The 21,991-nt window shown below is 61.5% G+C and carries 11 protein-coding genes and 1 pseudogene; 10 read left to right on the top strand and 2 right to left on the bottom strand.

The window, feature by feature from the left end; all coding sequences use genetic code 11:
- Positions 1-114: 114 nt before the first annotated feature.
- From soxC to ABIA90_RS23165, 3 genes are read left to right on the top strand one after another with little or no spacing between them, the layout of a single operon-like run.
- Entirely contained in the window at positions 115-1,050 is a 936-nt protein-coding gene (gene soxC, locus ABIA90_RS23175) for a sulfite dehydrogenase (RefSeq protein WP_354119548.1), read from the top strand.
- Positions 1,037-1,576 carry a c-type cytochrome gene (locus ABIA90_RS23170; RefSeq protein ID WP_354119286.1) on the top strand — a complete coding sequence of 180 codons (540 nt, stop codon included), beginning with the start codon at positions 1,037-1,039 and terminating at the stop codon, positions 1,574-1,576. Before soxC ends, ABIA90_RS23170 begins: the two co-directional genes overlap by 14 nt.
- Positions 1,577-1,615: 39 nt before the next feature.
- The gene (locus tag ABIA90_RS23165) at positions 1,616-2,113 is read left to right on the top strand and encodes a DUF302 domain-containing protein (RefSeq protein ID WP_354119287.1); all 498 of its coding nucleotides are present in this window, start codon (positions 1,616-1,618) and stop codon (positions 2,111-2,113) included.
- Between the two features lie 414 nt (positions 2,114-2,527).
- On the opposite strand, the gene ABIA90_RS23160 is transcribed toward ABIA90_RS23165, so the two are convergent.
- Complete coding sequence (locus ABIA90_RS23160; protein WP_354119288.1) at positions 2,528-5,506, bottom strand: ATP-binding protein; 2,979 nt, start codon at positions 5,504-5,506, stop codon at positions 2,528-2,530.
- 267 nt (positions 5,507-5,773) lie between these two features.
- Between ABIA90_RS23160 and ABIA90_RS23155 the strand changes: the two genes are divergently transcribed.
- The 6 genes from ABIA90_RS23155 (at position 5,774) to ABIA90_RS23130 (ending at position 12,179) form a co-directional block, all read left to right on the top strand.
- Complete coding sequence (locus ABIA90_RS23155; protein ID WP_354119289.1) at positions 5,774-6,421, top strand: sensor histidine kinase; 648 nt, start codon at positions 5,774-5,776, stop codon at positions 6,419-6,421.
- A gap of 107 nt (positions 6,422-6,528) precedes the next feature.
- A complete protein-coding gene (locus ABIA90_RS23150) occupies positions 6,529-7,500 on the top strand; it encodes an MBL fold metallo-hydrolase (RefSeq protein WP_231142949.1) in 972 nt (323 codons plus the stop codon).
- Between the two features lie 586 nt (positions 7,501-8,086).
- Positions 8,087-8,836, top strand: coding sequence for a gluconate 2-dehydrogenase subunit 3 family protein (locus ABIA90_RS23145; RefSeq protein ID WP_354119290.1), 750 nt, complete (start codon positions 8,087-8,089; stop codon positions 8,834-8,836).
- 1 nt (position 8,837) lies between these two features.
- A complete protein-coding gene (locus ABIA90_RS23140; protein WP_354100293.1) occupies positions 8,838-10,616 on the top strand; it encodes a GMC family oxidoreductase in 1,779 nt (592 codons plus the stop codon).
- The gene (locus ABIA90_RS23135; RefSeq protein WP_354119291.1) at positions 10,609-11,859 is read left to right on the top strand and encodes a c-type cytochrome; all 1,251 of its coding nucleotides are present in this window, start codon (positions 10,609-10,611) and stop codon (positions 11,857-11,859) included. Before ABIA90_RS23140 ends, ABIA90_RS23135 begins: the two co-directional genes overlap by 8 nt.
- A 68-nt stretch (positions 11,860-11,927) precedes the next feature.
- The gene (locus ABIA90_RS23130) at positions 11,928-12,179 is read left to right on the top strand and encodes a DUF6894 family protein (protein ID WP_071909879.1); all 252 of its coding nucleotides are present in this window, start codon (positions 11,928-11,930) and stop codon (positions 12,177-12,179) included.
- On the opposite strand, the pseudogene ABIA90_RS23125 reads toward ABIA90_RS23130, so the two are convergent.
- Positions 12,112-12,366: pseudogene (locus ABIA90_RS23125) on the bottom strand (hypothetical protein); the annotation flags it as partial. The gene ABIA90_RS23130 and the pseudogene ABIA90_RS23125 overlap by 68 nt on opposite strands.
- A gap of 556 nt (positions 12,367-12,922) precedes the next feature.
- On the opposite strand from ABIA90_RS23125, the gene ABIA90_RS23120 reads away from it, so the two are divergent.
- On the top strand, positions 12,923-21,925 hold the full coding sequence (locus ABIA90_RS23120; protein ID WP_354119292.1) for a peroxidase family protein: 9,003 nt from the start codon (positions 12,923-12,925) through the stop codon (positions 21,923-21,925).
- The last annotated feature ends 66 nt before the right edge of the window (positions 21,926-21,991 follow it).

Raw genomic sequence — 21,991 nt, 5'->3', positions numbered from 1 at the left:
CGCAATTCCCGAAATGAAGTTGTGGGAGACGCGGGGCCGCTGAACCATTGATCGGCCGTCCGGCGTCATGTGTCGTCCCTCATGAACCCTGCTCCAGGCCGATGTTAAACGCGAATACCCGAACTCGACCCTGCCAAACACCGTCTTCTGCTGCATGGCATGACCCAGAAGCAACTGGTTTTAACATTGAACGATCTCAAGGCGATGCCGTCGATTTCGCGGATGGCCTTTATCGAATGCACCGGTAACGGGTGGGAGAACTGGAAAAAGGCGGACGAGAACCTCACCGTGCAGAATACCCATGGCCTGGTCAGTACGAATGAATGGACCGGAGTGCCATTAAAGTTCCTGATCCAATTGGTCGGCAAGAACTCCGGGGCCACGTGGATGCTTGCCGAGGGTGGCGATGCCGCGGGCGTTGCGCGTAGCATTCCACTCACGGACGAGATCATGGACGAGGCTTTCGTCGCCTACGGTCAGAATGGCGAGCCGCTCAGGCCTGCTCACGGTTTCCCGATCAGACTTATCATGCCCGGGTTCGAGGGAAATCTAAACATCAAATGGCTTCGGCGTCTGAAGTTCGGCGATCAACCCTGGATGACCCGCTGGGAAACCGCTCGCTATACGCAGCTTCTGGCAGACGGAAAGGCGACCCAGTTCCAGCTCAGGATGGAGACCAACTCTGTTATCACCTCGCCATCCGGAACGATGGTGATAGAGCCTGGATACAATCGCATCATAGGCTTGGCCTGGAGCGGTCATGGCAAGGTCGAGAAGGTCGAGATCAGCACCGACGGCGCGAAGAGCTGGAAGCAAGCAGAGTTGAGTCATCCAGTACTTCCAAAAGCCCAGACCCGATTTCAGATGAGCTGGATCTGGGATGGCCGAAGCACAAAGATCGTAAGTCGTTCTACCGACGATAAGGGCAACGTTCAACCAGATCGCGCTGCACTTATCGCACTCATGGGAACAAACGCGCTCTTTCACTACAATGCGCAGCAGACCTGGAGCATCGACGCAGCAGGGAGAGTCCGCAATGTTCTTGAATAAGCTCTTCTTGCAAATTGCCCTTGCCAGCTGCTTGGTGACACCGGTGCTGGCCGAAGAATTCGGGCGTCCCGCTAGGCCTGATGAGATCGAACTATGGGACATCGACGTGAGGCCGGACGGCAAGGGCCTGCCAGAAGGCAGTGGCACGGTGGCGCAGGGTAAAGCGATATTCGAAGACAACTGCTCAGGCTGTCACGGCACGCGCGGCCAAGATGGCATCAAGGATCGCTTGGTTGGTGGTCAGGGCACGCTCGCTTCCGAAAATCCCATCAAGACCGTCGGCAGCTTCTGGCCCTATGCCACAACGTTGTTTGATTACATTCACCGGGCCATGCCTTACCAGGCACCCGGTTCGCTAGGTGTCGACGACACCTATGCCGTCGCTGCCTACCTGCTTAGCCTGAACGGGATATTACCCATGGATGGGAAGTTGGACAAGCAGAGCCTGCCGAAAGTTCAAATGCCGAATCGCAACGGATTTGTTCCGGTACCGGAATTCGACTACCCGCAGAGCCACCATAACTGAGCTGGACGTCATGAAGGGAAGCGACAACGACTGCCCCCGATGCGCATGCGTCGAGCCGAGGTGCGATTTATTGGTGTGGTCGTTGCCATCTGCTTGTTCGGATTTAAAGGAGTAAAGGCGATGTCTATAGAGGGATTGATTTCGATCAAGAGCAACTACGGCCCAGAGGAAACGATGGAGCGGCTCGAGGCCGCGATCAAAGCCACGGGCATGACGGTGTTTGCCCGAATTGACCATGCGGCTGCGGCTGCCGCTGCCGGCATGAAGTTGCGCCCGACAAACCTTTTGATCTTTGGCAGCGCCAAGGGGGGGACGCCCCTAATGCAAACGGTGCAGACTATCGGCATAGACTTGCCGCTCAAGGCTCTTATCTGGCAGGACGAAGCGGGGGCGACCTGGATCTCATACAATGATCTGATTTGGCTCGCCAAGCGACACAAGGCAGAGACCAAATCGAAGGCGGCCATCCACGCTATGTTGATCGCGCTTGACGCAGTGGCTTCCACAGCCACCACAGCCAGAGTGGCACCGAACTGAGCGGTCGAATTCTGATCAGCGGCGAGGCCCATCCGGATGTTCAAGCGTCATCAGGAACGATGCGGCGATCTTATGGAGAGGCATTGCCTCGAGAGCCGCGGGCGAAATTTTTCGGCCAGCGGGTAGGTGACTTCCAGCGCCCGGGGCACCGGTGGATGAATCAAGTGTCTCACGCTTGCAAATTGCCACGCTGTGGCTGGTTCGCTCGAATGGCTACGTATCCTTTCAAACTCTTAGTCGTTTCGGGAGGCCTTGAAAGATCAACCTCTCAACCATCGGCTTGCGTTTATGACTGATATTCGGCGCTCGCGCCGTCCCGAGGCCCGCCGGTGGGCATTTCCTCCCCAGACCCGCCCCACGGCCAATCCCACCGGGCGCCTTTCAGGTACGTTCGATTGAATTCACCTTTGTCGATCAAAGGCACGGAGTCGCCCTTAACCTGCCGAGCAACGCCTTTGCGGCCTTGAGATCGGAGCTATCGAATCCTTCCGTGAATCGGTTGAACACAGCAGCCAATAGACTGCAGCCGTCTGATTGACGACCTTGGTGTATCCACAGTTCGGCAAAGCTCATCGCGGTTCGCAATTCCCAAGAAAGAGCGTGTTGCACGTCGGCCAATTTCAACGATCTCTGAAATAGCCGTTCCGCGCCCGCTAAATCCTCTTGATCTGCCGACGCTAAAATGACGCCTTTGATACGCAGCAGCTCTGGCAATATGAATGCTTGGCCGTTGTCTTCAACTCGGGCGATTGCATCGTCGATGGTCGCTGATGCGTCGTCACTCCGCCCGAGCTTAGCGAGGCCTTCGGCCAAGCTGCCAAGTAATGCCGGATGATGAAGTTCGTACCGGTCAGCTTGCAGTGCGCTGATTGCGCCACCCAACATCTCGACACCTTCCTCTGCGTCGCCATGGTGAATATCCAACACACCTTTCAAGCCGATACCAACTGCACGGTGGGGACCGAGTGAATGCCTTTCGCAATGAGCGATAAGTCGCTCGATCACGCCGCGCGCCACGGGGACATTTCCGATGCGAACGAACATGAAACCAGAAAAGACCAGGCCGGTGCTCAATGTGACGGGATGCTCTATATCCGTGCGATCGTGGATTGTCTCCAGCGCCATCTTGACGGCCTGGTCGGGAAATCCCCTAAACCACCGAATTGCAGCCAACGCACACCGAACGCGCGTCTCCGTATGGCTATCGAAGCCAAAATTACTCGACTGGTTGCGAAGAACGCTGGGATCGGCGAGAAGGCTCTCGCAACTTCTCTCGGCAGAAAGCTGGTTGCCGGCGAAATAGTTCGAAAGCCCGAGCATCCAATTCGCTACAGCAATGGGGGCTGGATCGTTCGTTTTTCGGGCGACCTCCTCATTGCGTTGCGCAAGTTCAAATGACTTGCGGAAATCCCCAATTGCAATGTGGAAGTTGTGAAGGGAGCGAAGCATCCGCATTTGGAAGTACGGATCGCCAAGGACCTCGGCCAAATCCAGTGCTCTCATCAGAGCAATCCGCGCATCCTCGCGGTAGCCTTCCGTAAGCATCAACGATGATCCCAGCGACGCCTGCAATTCCATCTCTCGTCGCGTGGCGCGATCAGGTTCGCCGATTACTCCCAGCGCTCGCCTCGTTAGGCGATGACATTCGGCCAATAACGAAAGCTCAGCCAAGAAAGGTGCGACTAAGGCCGCCAGAGAAACTCCGACTTCGGTGTGGTTCGCGGACGATAGGCTCCAATCGAGTGCGCCGCGCGCGTTACCGAGCACTTCTGATCGCAGGCTCAAGTCTCGAGACATTGCGAGCGAGCTGGAATCGTGGCGTTCAAGGACTTCTCGATAATGGATCGCGTGACGCTGCTTCGTCGGGTCGAGCTCCCCGCTTTCTCCCAATTTGATTGCAGCATAGGTGCGGGTGGTATCAAGTAGTCGGTACCGCCGTTTTGTCCCCCCTTTGTCGACCTCAACAAGGGATTTTCCAACCAGAGCGGCGGTGGCCGCCGCGACACGTATGTCATCAAGATCTTCATCTGTTGCAACTGCGCACGCTGCCTCAAGTGTGAAGGTGCCGACAAAAACGGAAAGCCTGCGAAGAACCAAGCGTTCTTCCTGCGGCAGTAAATCATAACTCCAGTCGAGCGTTGCTCTCAGTGTGTGATGACGTGGGCGCGCCGTACGCCGTCCCTCCCATGTTAGCTCGAACCGATCCTTCAAGAGTGACAAGGTGCCCTCCATCCCATAGGCGTTGGCACGGGCGGCGGCGAGTTGAATGGCGAGGGCGATTCCGTCTAGCCGACGGCAAATTTCCCCGATTATGGGAACATCAGTATCGGTCAGCGTGAGTTGTCGTCGTCCGCCAGCGATAGCGCGTTCCATAAATAGCTGCACGGCGGGGAAATCGAGTACCTGCGTAGCGGTGAGGCGTACGTTATCGGGTGGACTGGCGAGCGGCGGTAGCCGATGAATATGTTCGCCTTCGACCCGCAAGGATTCCCTGCTGGTCGCCAATATGTGCACTTGCGGTGCGTTCGCGAATATTCGCTCAGCTAGCGTCGCCACGGTTTCTATTACGTGCTCACAGCTGTCAAAGATCAAAAGCGTTCGTTTGTCCCGGAGATGGTTAATCAAGGCAGTAGTGAGATCCGCGGACTGAAGCGGAATACCAAGCGTCACGGCAATAGTGCCAGGTATGAGAAGCGGATCACTCAGCAGTCCAAGATCGAAAAGATATACGGCGCCGCCAAACTCGTTGTTCAGCTCGTGACCGACTGAGACAGCCACCGTGGTCTTCCCAATGCCGCCCGGTCCCACGATCGTGAGAAAGCGCTCGGTCTTCAACCGGATAACGATTTCCCCGACCGTTTGATCACGTCCGAAAATCCGCGTAACCTTAGGCGGAAGATTGTAGTCCGGATCAAACGCCTGATTGGTCGATGCTGGGACCCCCGCGCGAAAAATCGGCGCGACGAAGCAATAGCCCGTCCCGGGAATTGTACTGATATAGCTCGCACTCGTGGCTCCGTCGCCGAGTGCCTTCCGAAGCGCGGCGACCTGGACGCGAATATTGGCCTCGTCGACGGTGATCCCAGGCCAGGCTCGCGCGATCAGGTCACTCTTGCTGACTACCTTGCCAGCTTCTGCGACCAGAACGACAAGGATGTCGAGGGCTCGACTACTCAGACGAACCGGTGTGCCGTCACGTTCGAGGAACCGTCTCGCGGCGAACAGCCGGAACGGTCCAAACGAAACGACTTGATCGTGCGTCTCGCTCGATTCATGTCGACCTTCGTGTTGACCGCGATCAATGGGTAGGCCGGGCATTGTAGAGCCTAAGGCTTTTTGTAGGGGGAGCCGGCTGCTGGAAGCAATCCTCGATTTATGCTCGTCCGAAATCAAGTTAGTTTATTGCCGCAGGCAAGGCCTCTGCCCGAAAAGCCGTGCAAGGACATTTCGATACGGTTGTAACGACCGGGCGGTTAGCGTCGAGCCAAGCAACTCTAAGGTGTGGCCGGGTGGCTCAATGCCGTCCGCGGAGCATGCCACTTTGCGTTCGATCTCAAAACACAGTCCGAATTCGAAAGATGATACCGCGAAGGCGTCGCAGAATACGGAGCGAGGTCTCAATCCTTGTCATATGGCTCATACAAGACGGCGGAGCATCTCTTGAACACCATAGCGCGGCCCAAGATCCAATTCTCAGAGCAGCTGCTTCTGAACGAGTTTACTCATAGAATTAACAACGAGTTCGCGTCGGCGATTCAGGTCGTATCCTCGGCCGCGGCTAGATCGTCAAACGACGATGTGAAGACTGCACTGGCAAATGTACTGGAACAATTGCACGCCTACGCGCGGGTTCATCACGCGCTGCAGATGCCAACGCAAAGCGATCTTGTCGATGCCTCGAAATATCTGCGCGAGCTGTGCCTCTCGATAACTTGCTCCAAGCTCGTAAATGCGGGCATTGAGCTAATTCTTGTCGATCAGCCATTCCGATTGTCTGCCGAACGCGCGTGGTTGATGGGATTGATAATTTCAGAGCTCATTACGAACTCCGCTCGTCACGCGTTTGATCAGCGAGGTGGCGTGATTCGGGTTGATTGCCTGGTGTCACAAGAGTCCGTGGTGTGTCGAGTGTTGGACAATGGATCTGGTTCGATGGCGCAGCCAAGGAATGGAGGCGGCATGCGAATTATTAGCGGACTTGCGGAGGCCCTCGGTGCGACATTTGCCTTCAATCTTGGCGAGGCTGGTGCTGAAGCTATCCTTGATCTTCCGCTTGAGACGGTGTGCCTACTTCAGACACCGACGTGAGCTCAAATGATCTGGTGTCAGTGAGGGATTAGGGTCGCTCCATTCCGTTGAGCCGCACGGACGGTTCGGCCGTTCATGGGCTCCATGTGGAGCATTGGAGGAAAACCATGACAATCACTCCATCGCAAGTGTTCTCCAGGCGACGTTTTTGCTCCTGCTGTGTCGCGGGCGCGGCGCTTTCGACCGCTAGTCGTTGGCTTTCGCCGAGTGAGGCATTTGCCGAAGCACGCGGACTCGTAAGCGCTATCAAAGATGCCGCCGCGGTCTCACCGATCGTTACCCACAAGTTGCGTAACAATATCAGCGTGCTTGAAGGTTCGGGAGGGAACATTGCGGTTCTCGCGGGGGCAGACGGCAAGGTGCTCGTTGACGCTGGTATTGGAATCTCGCGACCGCGCCTTGCCAGGGCTCTTGAAGAGTTGGGTCCCGGAGCCGTCACACATGTCATAAACACGCATTGGCATTTTGATCATTCCGATGGAAATACCTGGTTGCATTCGACCGGTGCGAAGATCATCGCGCATGAAAAGACCCGAGAATATCTCTCAAAGGTGCAGCGAGTGGAAGACTGGGACTACAATTTTCTGCCCCCATCTCTGGATGGAATGCCCAGCGAAGTCTTCACGGAAGAGTACGATCTTCAATTCAACGCATCAAACCTCCACTTATGGCGGTACGCTTCCGCACACACTGACAGTGATATCGCCGTTACGTTTGCCGAGGCGGATATTGTTCATGTCGGCGACACGTTCTGGAACGGAGTCTATCCGTTCATCGACTACTCGACGGGAGGCAGCATCGACGGAATGATTGCTGCATCTGATGCCAACCTGGCAGCAACCACAGACGCAACGATCATCGTCCCCGGCCACGGAAAGCCTATCGGCAATCGATCCGAGTTGAAAGAGTTCCGCGAGATGCTCGTAGTTGTTAGAGATAGCGTTGCAACTCTAAAAGAGCGAGGATTATCTCGCGACGAGACCGTTGCCGCGAGGCCGACCGCGGCCTTTGATGACAGATTCGGCAACTTCGTCGTCGATGGAGGCTACTTCACCAAGTTGGTCTACGAGGGCGTATGAGCGTGGTCTATCATGAACCTCCGCCGCCTATAACGCGCGCATTGAGCGCACCATCACCGAGATGTGGGTCAATCAGCGATTTGCGATCTATCAGTTCGTGCAAATTCGAAGCGCTTGCGCCCTTCGCTAGTGGCCCAAGACGGACATCGAACCATCCGACTTCAACGTCGTTTTCTGTGCGCATACCGGAGGCGACAACTTCCAGCGACACGCCTTCATGCATTGGTGTGGCCGACGCGCAAGCGAGCCGGGCAGGGCAGTCATTTTCGGGATTGGTTTGCGGTAACCTCTGTACCCTCTGCGGTCGGGCATCGTGTCTTTTCGGAATATCATGCGCTTCGTGGAATACGCGATCGATGGACCACTGTAGAAGTCGGGAGCACCGCTCGTGAGATCGCGGGTATTCACGGATAATTGCTGTCGATCATGAGCGATGGATGCGGGTCATAAGCGACATACGGCGTTTCACTTCCGTTCGGGTTTTGGCCGAATGACGGTTGCGTTGCTCGCGCAAAATGGTGTTCGCGGGCGATTGGCCGTCTCCGAACTGTCATTGACAGCGTAGTCGACCGATAAGGAAGAACAAATGAGACAGGCGAAGCCCGCAACAATCGCCCTGCGGCGCAGGGAGTTCCTTGCCGGAACGGCCATGCTGCTGTTCAGCGCGACGACCGTCAAAGCGGCCACGATCGCGGGGAGGTTGCCCTGGGTTCCCAATGCAGGAAATCCCCCGCCGCTAATCAAGGTCGGACCGTGGGAGTTCTTCAACGGGGAAGAAGGCCGGGCCATGGAGGCGCTCGTGGATTGCATCATCCCGCCGGACCCGGAGACACCGGGCGGCAAGGAGGCCGGCTGTGCCGTGTTCATCGACCGGCAGCTGGCCGGGCCTTATGGCCGGCAGGAGGGATTGTATGTGCGCCCGCCGTTTCAGGCCGGTGCGAAGAACCAGGGCCATCAGTCGGCGAACGGCCCCGCACAAGACTACCGGGAGGGCCTCGCTGCACTCGATCGTGCGTGCAAGCAGAGGGGCGGGGGAAAGCCCTTCGCCGAGCTGTCGGGCGACGACAGGGTCGCGGTTCTGAAGGCGGTTGAGAAGGGCGAGCTCAAACTCGACGGTGTCGATGGCAAATCGTTCTTCGCGCAACTCGTCAAGGACGTGCAGATGGGATTCTTCGCGGACCCGATCTATGGCGGCAATCGCGACATGGTCGCGTGGAAGATGATCGGCTATCCGGGCGCGCGCTACAACTATCTCGATTGGGTGAACCGCCACAACGAGCGCTTTCCACTGCCGCCGGTCGGGATGACCGGCAACGCGCAATGGACGAGGTCGTAGCATGTCCCGAAGGCTTCCCAGGAAGGACGTCGTCATCGTCGGTTTCGGCTGGACCGGCGCGATCATGGCAAATGAGCTGACCGACGAGGGGCTCGAGGTCATCGCCTTTGAGCGCGGTCCGTGGCGCGATGCGCCGACGGACTTTCCGCCGGGCTACATGCAGGACGAGCTTCGTTACCGCATCCGGCACGAGTTGTTCCTCCGTCCGGACCAGTTGACGTTCACGTTTCGCAACAATATGGGTCAGACCGCCCTGCCGATCCGAAGCTGGGGTGCGTTCATGCCGCCGAACGGTGTCGGCGGCGGGGGCGTGCACTGGAACGCCGAGATGTGGCGTTTTCTTCCGTCGGATTTCGTGCTGAAGACACATCTGACCGAACGCTATGGTGCGGCGTTCCTGCCCCCGGATATGACGATCCAGGATTGGGGCGTGACCTATGACGAGCTTGAGCCGCATTACGATCGCTTCGAATATCTGTGCGGCACGTCGGGGACGGCCGGAAATCTGAGCGGCAAGATCATGGACGGCGGCAATCCGTTCGAAGGGCCCCGGTCCCGTCCTTATCCGACCCCGGCGCAGGCCCAGCCGTTCAGCCATACGCTGTTCGGGAAAGCCGCGCGCGAGCTTGGTTACAAGCCGTTCCCGCAGCCTTCGGGCAATCTCTCGCAAGCCTATACGAACCCGCTGGGCATGCGCCTTGGCCCCTGCACCTATTGTGGCTTCTGCGAGTGGTTTGGCTGCGGCAATTATTCCAAGGCCAGCCCGCAAACAACCATCCTGCCGCATCTCATTCGAAAATCGAACTTCAGCCTCCGCGACAATTCCGAGGTTGTCAGGATCAATGTCGATCGTTCAGGCAAGCGCGCCACCGGCGTGACATTCGTGGACTCGAGCGGCGAAGAATGGGAGCAGCAGGCCGACCTCGTGATCCTGTCGGCTTACACGATGTTCAACGTGCAGCTTCTTCTGCATTCGCAAATCGGGCAGCCCTACGACCCCGTCACCAACACTGGGGTCGTCGGCCGAAACTACACCCACCAGACGATCTCGTCGGTCAATGGCTTCTTCGACAACAAGAAGTTCAACTTCAACCCGTTCATCGCATCGGGTTCGATCGGGATGTGTATCGACGAGTTCAACGGCGACAATTTCGATCACGGGCCGCATGGTTTCGTCGGCGGCGGCTATGTCGGCCAGGTGCAGACAGGTGCTCGTCCGATCGAAAGCACCCTGGTGCCGCCGGGAACGCCGGCATGGGGCGCCGACTGGAAGAAGGCGGTGAAGGACAATTATCTCAGCACGGTCAAGCCCGGCACCGGTGTGCATGGCAGCTTCTACGCCTACCGCGACATCTACCTGGATCTCGACCCCGCCTATAAGGACCGGTTCGGGCGTCCGCTGATGCGGATCACGATGGATCTCAAGGAGAACGAGATCAAGCAGAACAAGTTTCTCACCGACAAGTTCGCCGAGATCATCAAGGCGATGGGCGCTGAAAAGCTCGCCGTGCAGTATCGGACCGCGCCATACGACATAACGACCTACCAGACGACGCATCTCAACGGCGGTGCGATCATGGGGGCCGATCCCAAGACAAGCGTCCTCAACAAATACCTGCAGAGCTGGGATGTCCCGAATCTGTTCGTGATGGGGGCAAGCGCCTTTCCGCAGAACGCCGGCTACAACCCGACGCTCACGGTCGGCGCGCTCGCTTATTGGTCGGCGGCCGCTATCCGGAACCAGTACCTCAAGAATCCCGGAAGGCTGGTCGATGCGTAGGATTCCCCGCGTACGCACGCTCGTTTGGGCAGTGCTCGTTTCGGCGTCGCTGGCTGGCCGCGCGCATGCCGGCTCCGCAAACATGCAAGAGTTCACCCAGATCGAACGCGGGCGCTATCTGTCGATCCTGTCGGACTGTGCCGGCTGCCATACGGTTCCCGGCGGCAAGCCGTTTTCGGGCGGGCGGCCGATCGAAACGCCGTTCGGCAACATCATATCGCCCAATGTCACGCCCGATCTGGAAACGGGCATTGGAGCCTGGAGCGACGATCAATTCGATGCCGCGGTGAGAAAGGGTATCGGACGAACCGGCGCGCATCTCTATCCGGCCATGCCTTACAATGCGTACACCCGGATGTCGCGTGACGATGTGATGGCGATCCGGGCTTATCTGACTTCGCTGGAGCCGGTCCGAAATTCGCGCAACGCGGATACGCTTCCGTTTCCATTCAATATCCGCTCAACGATGATCGTGTGGAACGCGCTGTACTTCACGGCAGGTGAATACAAGCCGGAACCGACCAAATCCGCCGAATGGAATCGCGGCAAGTTCATCGTCGACGGGCCGGCGCATTGCGGAGCCTGTCACACGCCGAAGACGCTGCTCGGAGGCGATCGAACCGATCAATATCTGCAGGGAGCAAATCTCCAGGGCTGGTCGGCGCCTGACATCACCAACAACCGGCGGACAGGACTGGGCAGTTGGACGGCAGACGATGTCGCGCTCTACCTCAAGACGGGGCACAATCGCGCTACCGCTGCGACAGGGCCGATGGCGGAGGCCGTCGAGCTGTCGACGTCCAGGATGAAGGATGAGGATACGAAGGCTATTGCGACGTATCTGAAATCACTGCCGGGCAACAAGGATGAGGCGAGGCTTGCCCCGGTGGGTGCGAACGTGATGGCGGCCGGAGGCGCGATCTACCGGGACCAATGCTCCGCCTGCCACGGGATCGAAGGCAAGGGCGTTCCCCACCTGTTTCCCGCCCTCGCAGAGTCCACGATGGTGCGCTCGAATGATCCCACAACGGCAATCCGAATCGTGCTCCGCGGTGCGCGAAGTGTAGGTACGATGGCCGAGCCGACGGCGCCCGGGATGCCCTCCTACGGATGGCAGCTCGATGACCGCGAGATCGCGGCGGTCCTCAGCTATATCAGAAACAGTTGGGGGGCGGCGACTGCCCCGATCGACGCAAAGGACGTGACGCGCGTTCGGTCCGACACGGCGTCGCGCAACGATTGAGCTGACCGATCTCGGATTCGCCGGCCTATTAAGTGGTAGGCGGAGTCCGTGCTGGTTCTGGCCTGATCATGCAGTTCGAGCTCGCACCACGTTTCTTTCACGCGTCCCGCTCCAACGCGAAGAAAGTGTTCCTCGATCACCACGGCGCCGTGGTGAACGATCTCGCTGAGGTCCGCGTTCATGCGACCCCGCTCGTGCGATCCTTCACCAACGAGCGCAGCCTCGAGGATTGGCGTCACTGGGTGCTGCATGTCAGCGACGACCAGGGCGATGGGCTCTTCGTCGTCCCTTTCGTCCTCGTGCTCGGCAAACGGCATTGAGGTCAGCATGCGCGCAACACGATGGACGACAGTACCGCTTCACCGAAAGGTGAACGACGTCGCCAGAGAACGCGATTACCGCGGCGACTTCCTCGGGTTCGCACACGCGGCCTAACGGGATCCGCTCGGCGAACTTCGCCAGCAGCTTCTTGTCATCCATCATGTCTTCCGTCATGCCCGTACGCGTCGGGCTGGGACAGAGTCATCGCCTTCAGGAGCCGGAAATTCCCATATACATCGATGCCCTGTTGGCGGATCAGCACCGATCTGCGGGTTAGAAGGGCCGATGTTAGGATCAGCGAACTTCCGGGTCCTCACGATTGACACGACGCGAAGAAGTCGCCGGCCTGGAGCGCTCTTGACGCTTGCGATGCGTGCTCCGGCAGTCCTCGGCCCAGCATTGCATGTTCCGCACGCCATGATGCCCGATCGATGTGACGGCTTCTCCGATCGGGCGCGGCCAAGTCTCCCGAAAACATTCGGAAAACACCGCTTCACCCGCCGCGCCGAGGCGCTGGCGAAGCGAGGATGGTCGTCCGCCGATCGGACCAAGGTCCTACGACCATGGTCGGCCGAAGCGCCAGACCTCGGTCCCACGAGGTCGTTGGACCTTGTACCCTGTCCCGTTGTTCACAGAAAAATCTAACCTGAGCCCATAGGAGCCATCCGACGCGGACGGCTCGCAAAAATTTCAACGGCTCGGCCGCCGCGGCGGACCGTGCGCCACAACAGGTGAGGCCGCCATGGTTGCGTACATCAGGAGCGATCTGGATTTCATTCTCGCGCAGATCAAGGTCGCGGAGAAGCACGCCGCCTATATCGTCAATCCGCTCGACCCGAACGCCGCGCCGCTCTACGGAGCCGGTCTGGCCGGCCAGGTCGGCTCGGTCCCGTCCTACAACCTCAGCATCGGTCTTCGTACCGTCGACGGACAGAACAACAACCTGCTGCCCGGCCAGGAGAAGTGGGGCGCCGCGGACATGCCGTTCCCCGAACTGCTGGATCCGACCTTCAGGCCCGCGGAAAACGTACCGGGCAATTTCCTGCCGCCGGGCGCGCCCGCCGTGCCGACGTCTTACGCGCCGTCCAACAACCCGGGTTCGATGGTGTTCGATTCGAGCCTGCGCACCATCTCTAACCTGATCGTCGATCAGACGCTCGCGAACCCGGCGGCGATCATGAAGGGCCTGCAGTCCGGCGGGATCGTCGAGGCCACGCTGGCTAACGTCGCCCTCGTGCAAGATATCTACAACGCCTTCAAACCCGCGCTCGACGCCGAGTATCAGGCCCGCGTGGTGATGCAGAACGCCAAGGCGGCGGCGAACCAGCTGAGCGACGGCGACGAGTCCACCGTTCCCGGCGCGGCCGAACAGGCGGCGATCGACGCCTTCGCGGCGGCCACGGCGGTGCACAACGACATGCTCAACGATCTGGCGGTGGCGCGCGCGGTCCGCGATGCGGGCCTCGAGCCGTTCGGGATCACAATGGACGGCGACAACGTCCAGGTCGTCAACGTCTCTCCGGACGTCGGCCTGTCGGCCCCGTTCAACTCCTGGTTCACTCTGTTCGGCCAGTTCTTCGATCACGGTCTGGATCTCGTCAACAAGGGCGGCAGCGGCACCGTGTTCGTTCCGCTCCAGCCGGACGATCCGCTGTACGTGCCGGGTAGCCCGACCAACTTCATGGTCCTGACCCGCGCCACCGTCAGCCCGGGCGCCGACGGCGTCATGGGGACGGCCGACGACGTGCGTCCCGTCAACACCACGACGCCGTTTGTCGACCAGAACCAGACCTATACGTCGCATGCCTCCCACCAGGTTTTCCTGCGCCAGTACGCGCTCGACGCCAACGGCGTCCCGCACGCTACCGGCCAGCTGATCGAGGGCGGCGGAGACCAGCCGGGCGGCATGGCCACCTGGGGCGAGGTCAAGGAACAGGCCAAGATGCTTGGCATCCTCCTGACCGACCAGGACGTCGGCGCGGTGCCGCTGCTTCGCACCGACCCGTACGGCAACTTCATTCCGAATGCCGCGGGCTTCGCCCAGGTGATCACCGGCGTCGGCGCCGACGGCATTCCGAACACTGCGGACGACATCGTCATCTCCGGCACCTCGACGGCGCCGGTCAGCGTCGCCACCGCGATCCGTATCAACGCCGCCTTCCTTGCCGACATCGCGCACGACGCCGTGCCGAACGGCATCGCCGACGGCGACATTGAAATCGGGCTGCTCAACCCCGGCAACAACCCGGCGGTCTACGACAACGAACTGCTGGACGCCCACTTCATCGCCGGCGACGGCCGCGCCAACGAGAACATCGGCCTGACCGCGGTCCACCACATCTTCCACTCCGAGCACAACCGGCTGGTCGAGCACACCAAAGAGATCGTCCTGGCCTCGAACGACCTGGCCTTCCTCAACGAATGGCTGGCCGTCGACCTCGCCGCACTGCCGACGACGCCCGCTCAGATCGCCGCCCTCGTCTGGGATGGCGAACGCCTGTTCCAGGCCGCCAAGTTCGGTACCGAGATGCAATACCAACATCTCGTCTTCGAGGACTTCGCCCGCAAGGTGCAGCCCAACATCGACTTCTTCGTCGTGCCGGACGGATACCACGCCGACATCAATCCGAGCATTGTCGCCGAATTCGCGCACGTGGTCTACCGCTTCGGCCACTCAATGCTGACCGAGACGATCGACCGGCTCGACCCGACCTTCACTAACGACCAGATCGGGCTCATCGAGGCCTTCCTCAACCCGATCGAATTCGACTCGGGCCACACCGTCGCGGACAGCGTCGCCGCCGGCAACATCATCCGCGGCATGACGCGGCAGGTCGGCAACGAGATCGACGAGTTCGTCACCAGCGCGCTGCGCAACAATCTGCTCGGGTTGCCGCTCGATCTGGCTACCATCAACCTGGCCCGCGGCCGCGATGCCGGCGTGCCGTCATTGAACGCTGCGCGCCGCGACTTCTTTGAGGCAAGCAGCCACGCCGAAGAGCTGCGGCCCTACGCGAGCTGGGTCGACTTCGCGAGCCACCTCAAGAACGAGGCTTCGATTATCAACTTCGTCGCCGCCTACGGAACGCACACGCTGATCACCGGCGAGACGACGGTCGAAGGCAAGCGCGACGCGGCCATGGCGCTGATCTTCGGCACCAGCTTCGGCGACGTCATCGTTCCGACCGACCCGGCCGAGCTCGCGGCATTCAATGCCGACCGCATAGCCTTCCTCAACGCGACCGGCATCTACGCCGGCGGCTCGCTGGGCGGCCTCGAGAACGTCGATCTCTGGATCGGCGGTCTCGCCGAGAAGGTCATGCCGTTCGGCGGCATGCTGGGCTCTACCTTCAACTTCGTGTTCGAGGTTCAGCTCGAAAAGCTGCAGGACGGCGACCGCTTCTACTACCTGCAGCGGCTCGACGGGCTGCATCTGTTGTCAGAGATGGAGAACAACACCTTCGCCAAGGTAATCGGCCTCAATGCCGACGCCGGCCATCTGCCTTCGGACGTGTTCTCCACGCCCGGCCTCATCCTCGAAGTCGACCAGACCCGGCAGTGGAATCCGGGGCTCGATTCGGCCGATCCGACCGGTGGCACGATCCTGACCCCGCTGGTCCTGCGCGACAACCCGGCGACCGATGGAGCCGAAGCGAACTACCTGCGCTATACCGGCGCCGACCACGTCCTGTTGGGCGGTACCGACCAGGCCGACACGCTGATCGCCAGCGAGGGTGACGATACCCTCTATGGCGACGCCGGCAACGACCGCATGGAGGGCGGCGCCGGCAACGACCAGTACATCGGCGGCGACGGTGACGACATCATCACCGACCAGTTCGGCGACGACATCATGCGCACCGGCCGCGGCCACGACGCGGTCAACGCCGGCCAGGGCGTCGACCTGATCGTCGCCGACGAGGGCAATGACTTCATCGTGCTCGGCGCCGACAGTCTCGATGAGGCCTTCGGCGGGGTCGGCAACGACTTCGTTCTCGGCAGCAAGACCACCGAGCAGACGCTTGGCGGCGAAGGTGACGACTGGATCGAGATCGGCGCCTGGACCGGCGCGGTCGGCGACAATTTCGACGACCAGTTCCAGCTCGATGCCGTCAAGGGCCACGACGTGTTCCACGGGGACGGCGGCTTCGACGAATTCATTGGCGAAGGCGGCGACGATATCTGGTTCGGCAGCCTTGGTCGCGGCAAGTTCGACGGCATGTCCGGCTACGACTGGACGACCTACGCCAACATGAATCTGGCGGTCGACGTCGACCTCAACCGGGTGATCCTGCCCGGTCTGCCGGTGCTTCCGGGCAACGCGGCGCTCGACAGTTTCACCCAGGTCGAAGGCGCGTCCGGATCGGCCCACAATGACGTCATCCGCGGTTCCGACGTCACCGCCGACCTCGTGCCGACCGAAGGCTTCCGCGGCAGTGCCCTGGATGCCGAGGGCATCGCCCTCATCACGGGCCTGCAGGCGCTTCTCGCCGGCGCGGGACCGGCCTCGTTCGATGCCAACGGCAGCTTCGTCGGCGGCAACATCCTGCTCGGCGGTGCCGGCAGCGACCTCATCGAAGGCCGCGGCGGCGACGATATCCTCGACGGCGACCGATGGCTGCGGGTGCGCATCGCGGTGATGTCCGACTTCGACGAGAACGGCCCGGTCGGCAACACCGTGCTCGAGTTCCACGACAGCATGACGACTCTGGTCCAGAAAGTGTTCTCGGGTCAGATCAATCCTGGCCAGCTCAAGATCGTCCGCGACATCGTCTCCGACGGCGCGGCGGCATCGGACATCGACACCGCAGTCTACTCCGACGTCCGCGCCAACTATTCGTTCTCGGCGCGCGCCGACGGCACCCTCGTGGTCTCCAACACCGGCGGCCTCGATCCGCTCGATGGCACCGACCTGATGCGCAACATGGAGAGGTTGCAGTTTTCCGACGGCACTCTCGGTATCGTCGTAGGCACCCCGTTCAGCGACAATGGCCTCGCCCCGCAGGGCCCGCCGTCCGACAACCGTCCCGTGCTGAACGGTTCGGCGACCGACGACATCATCGTCGGCCTTGCCGGAGCCGACGTGCTCAACGGTCTCGGCGGCAACGACATCCTGGTCGGCGGTCCGGGTTCTGCGACGGGAACGATTGCCGACAACTTCAATTCGGGCGGCTATTCCGGCAACGATGGTAATGCTGCAAACTTCGCCGGAAACTGGACGGAAAACGACAACAACAGCGCCACGAGCGGCGACATCGAAATCGATGGCAATCGCCTTCGTTTCAACGAGACCGTCGATGGCGGCGAAACCATCGAACGCTCGATGAACCTGGCGGGGGCTACGGCCGCAACGCTGTCCTTCAGCTACGAGGATGACAATCTCGGCGTGGGCCAGAGTGTCATCGTCGAGGCCCGCAACAGCGGCAGCGGCACCTGGGAAGTTCTCGGCACGCTCGGCAGCACCACCGCGACAGGCAACGGCAATTTCAGCGCGACGCTGACCGCTGCCCAGATCGGCGCGAACTCGGGAATCCGCTTCCGGACAACCGGCGACGGCAACAACTGGGACAACGGTGACAATTTCTACGTCGATAACCTGACGATCACGATCGTCAGAGCCGGCATCAACGGCGGCGTTGACACCCTCAACGGCGGTCTTGGCAACGACACCTACGCGTTCGGGCTCGGCGACGGCAACGACCTCATCAACGAAGCTGTCAATGCCGCCAGCGGCGGCACCGCCGACCGCATCTCGATCCAGGCTCCGAACGCGGTCGACGCGTCCGGTCAGCCCATCATCGACCCGGTGACCCTGCTTCCGGTACCGACGATCACCGCGTTGGACGCCTTCGACAGCAGCACCGCGACCCAGACCGGCGACCTGGTCATCAATTACAGCCTACCGACCGGGCCTACGGGCTCCGTCGCCCAGTCCATCACGGTGGCAGGCCACTTCACCGGCAACAACGCGCAGACCGGCGTCGAACGCATCAACTTCAACGGCGCGACTTTCGCCGGCTATGCGCTCGGCGCGGAGGATTACTTCATCAGCCGCTCCGATCCGGCCGACCGGGCAGGCGGCGACGTCGACATGTCGCTGAATGCGGTGACCAACACTCAGGCCAACTTCGTGGTGGGCGAGCAGGGCGTCGACGACGAGATCACTGGCGGCGGCCTCAACGACCTGATCTTCGGCGGCACCGGCAACGACGACCTCGTCGGCGGGCTCGGCGACGACCTCCTGGTCGGCGGTGCGGGCAACGACGATCTCGACGCCCGGCTGAACCTCGCTGGTGACGACTTCGAAGGCGCCGTCGGCGCCGACACGATGGTCGGCGGTGCGGGCAACGACACCTACGGCATCGACGATCTGCTCGATGTCGCGATCGAGGCCCAGGACGAGGGCACCGACACCGTCGAGACCTTCCTGGCCGAGCTTTCCATCGCGAACATGGCCAACGTCGAGAACCTCACCTACCGCGGCGTCGACGCCGACCAGTTCATCGGCACCGGCAACGCCGGCAACAACGTCATCACCGGCGGCGATCTGGCCGACACGCTGAGCGGTCTGGCGGGCAACGACACCCTGAACGGCGGTCTGGGCAACGATACGCTCGACGGCGGCGACGGCAACGATACCCTCAACGGCGGCGACGACGTCGACACGCTGACAGGTGGGCTCGGGGCCGACACCCTCAACGGCGGAGCCGGGGCCGACGTCATGGCCGGCGGCGCCGACAACGACATCTACGTCGTCGACGATGCCGCCGACGTGGTGACCGAACTTGCGGCCGGCGGCACCGACACGGTGCAGTCCTCGGTCTCATACACAGTCGGGGCCGAAGTCGAGAACCTGACGCTGACCGGAGGCGACGCCATCAACGGCAATGGCAACGCGCAGGCCAACACCATCGCCGGCAACGGCGCCAACAACCAGATCTTCGGCGGTGGCGGCAACGACACCATCGATGCCGGCAACGGTACCGACCTGGTCGACGGCGGTACTGGCGACGATACGCTGAGCGGAGGCACCGGCGGCGATACCGACACCATTATCGGCGGCGCCGGCAGCGACACCATCAACGTCAGCGATGGCAACGACGTGGTGGTCTACAACGCCGCCGGGTTCGGTGCCGATACCATCACCGGCTTCGACTCGACCGCGGCCGGGGGCCAGGACCTGATCAACCTCAGCGCCCTCGGCATCACGGCCGCCAACCTGGCGACGCGTGTTGTCGAGACCCAGGTGGGCGCCAATACCGTGCTCACGGTCAGGGATGCGTCCCTGGCGACGATCGGCACCATCCAGGTCAACAACACGACGACGGCCGCGATCGACGCGTCCGACTACGTCCTTGCGCAGGCCGCGCCGGCGCCGTTCGGCACGGCGAGCGCCAACGCCGACGTCATCACCGGCAACGGCGGTGCCAACCTCATCGACGGCCTCGGCGGCAACGATACGCTGAGCGGCGGCGGTGGCGACGATGTCATCCTCGGCGGCGAGGGCGCGGATACCCTCAACGGCGACGACGGCAACGACACGTTGACCGGTGGCACCGGCAGCAACAACGGCGCTTACGTCGACAGCTTCGGAGCCGCGTCGTATTCGAACAGCAACGGCACGCTCGCGTTCACGGGAAACTGGACCGAAGGCGGCGGCGAGACGACCAGCCCGACAGCAGGCGACATCTCGATCACCGGCGGCCGCCTTCAGTTCAATCAGGGCGTCGATGGCGGCGAGACGATCGAGCGCGCCGTCAACCTCGCCGGCGCGATCGCGGCGACGGTGTCGTTCACCTACGAGGACGACAATCTCAACGGCGGCCAGACCGTCATCGTCGAGGCACGGAATGTCAACACCAACGCCTGGGAGGTCTTGACCGGCGGAACGCTGGGAGGCGGTGCCAACGGCACCTTCAACTTCAGCGCCGCCCTGACGCCCGCCCAGATCGGCTCGAACTCGGCCATCCGCTTCCGGACTACCGGCGACGGCAACAACTGGGACAATGGCGACAACTTCTACGTCGACAATTTCACGGTCAACGTCACCGCGCCGGGCCTCAACGCCGGGGCAGACACGGTCAACGGCGGTGCGGGAGACGACACCATTGTCTGGAACGCCAATGCGACGGCGGTCCCGACCGATGGCCGCGACATCGTCAATGGCGGCACCGAAGGCACCGCGGGCGACACCTTCGTCATCAATGGCAACACCTCCAGCGAGGCCTACACGATCTATACGTTGGCCGCCTGGGATGCCGTTGCCGGCAACGACATCGCGAGCTTCGGCGGGCGTACGCCGGAAATCGTCGTCACAAGAGGCGGTTCGGCCTTCGCCAACGTGATCGCGGAACTGAGCGAGATCGAGGAGATCCGCATCAACGGCATCGAACCGACTGGAGCGACGGGCGGCGCGGGAGCAGGCGATACGTTCACGGTCGTCGGCGACTTCACCGCGACCAGCCTGCGCCTCAACACCATCACGATCGATAGCGACGAGGGCGACGACACGATCGACATTTCTGCCCTCACCTCGGCCCATCGCATCGTGTTCAAGTCCAACGGCGGCAACGACACCATCATCGGCGCCCTCCAGGCCGAGGACGTGATCGAGCTTCCGGAAGGGGCGGATCCGGCGACCTACCACCTGGTCGAGAACCAGGACGGCACCAAGACCATCTCGAACGGAACCCATTCGGTCACCTTCTCGGGCATGGTGCCGCCCCAGTTCGAACCCAATGAGCCGGACGAGGACGACGAGGAAGAAACCGAAACGCCGAACGAGGATGACGAGGCGCCAACGGCGGGCGGTGACGACGAAGAAGAGACCGAGACCGCAACCGACGGCGTGGTCCGGAACGGCACGGCGCAGTCCGATACGCTGGTCGGCACACCCGGCGACGACAGCATCGTCGCCTTCGCAGGAGACGACATCGCCGTCGGCCATGCTGGCGCCGATGCGATCTCGGCCGGCGAGGGGGCCGACTTCGTCAACGGCGGTGCTGGCCGGGACGTGATCTTCGCTGGCGCGGGCGACGACCACGTGTTCGCCGGAGCCGACGCGGACATCGTCTACGGCGATGCCGGGGCGGACCGCATCTTCGGCGATCAGGGCGACGACCTGATCAACGCCGGTGCGGGCGACGACACCGTGTTCGGCGGGGCCGGCAACGACCTGATCGTGGCCGAGATTGGCGATGGCAACGACGCCTATTTCGGCGACGAAGGCGCCGGTGGGTCGGGCACCGACACGCTCGACATGTCAGCGGCGAGCACGGCCGTCACCGTCAACCTGGGTTCCGGCCCGCTCGCGAACGGCAGCGCCTCGAGCTCGCAGACCGGCAACGACACGCTGTGGGGCATCGAGAATGTCACCACCGGCTCCGGCAACGACGTCATCGTCGCCGGCACCGCCGCCAACGTGATGAAAGGAGGGCTCGGCGACGACACCTTCCGCTTCAGCTCGGTGGAAGCGGCCAAGGGCGACACCATCGTCGGCTTCGAGCCGGGAGACCGCATCGACCTCAGCGGCATCGACGCGAACTACGCCGTCGACGGCAACCAGAGCTTCACACTGGTTTCCGATGCCGCGTTCACCGCGGCCGGGCAGCTCGCGGTGAGCTACGAGACTCACAACGGTCAGGAATTCACCGTCATCCAGGGCAACGTCGACGGCAACGCCGCCGCCGACTTCAAGATCGAGATCGCGGGCCACCAGAACCTCGGCTCCAACGTCACGCTCTAGCCTCACGACCCTATGCCGGAACGGGAGACCATCTTTCCGTTCCGGCCAGATTTCTGTTCCTCGCAC

Source organism: Bradyrhizobium sp. LA6.8 (assembly GCF_040547935.1).
In the GTDB taxonomy this organism is placed as follows: domain Bacteria; phylum Pseudomonadota; class Alphaproteobacteria; order Rhizobiales; family Xanthobacteraceae; genus Bradyrhizobium; species Bradyrhizobium barranii.
Note: the sequence above shows the minus strand (reverse complement) of the source record. Positions and strands in the feature narration are given on the sequence as shown.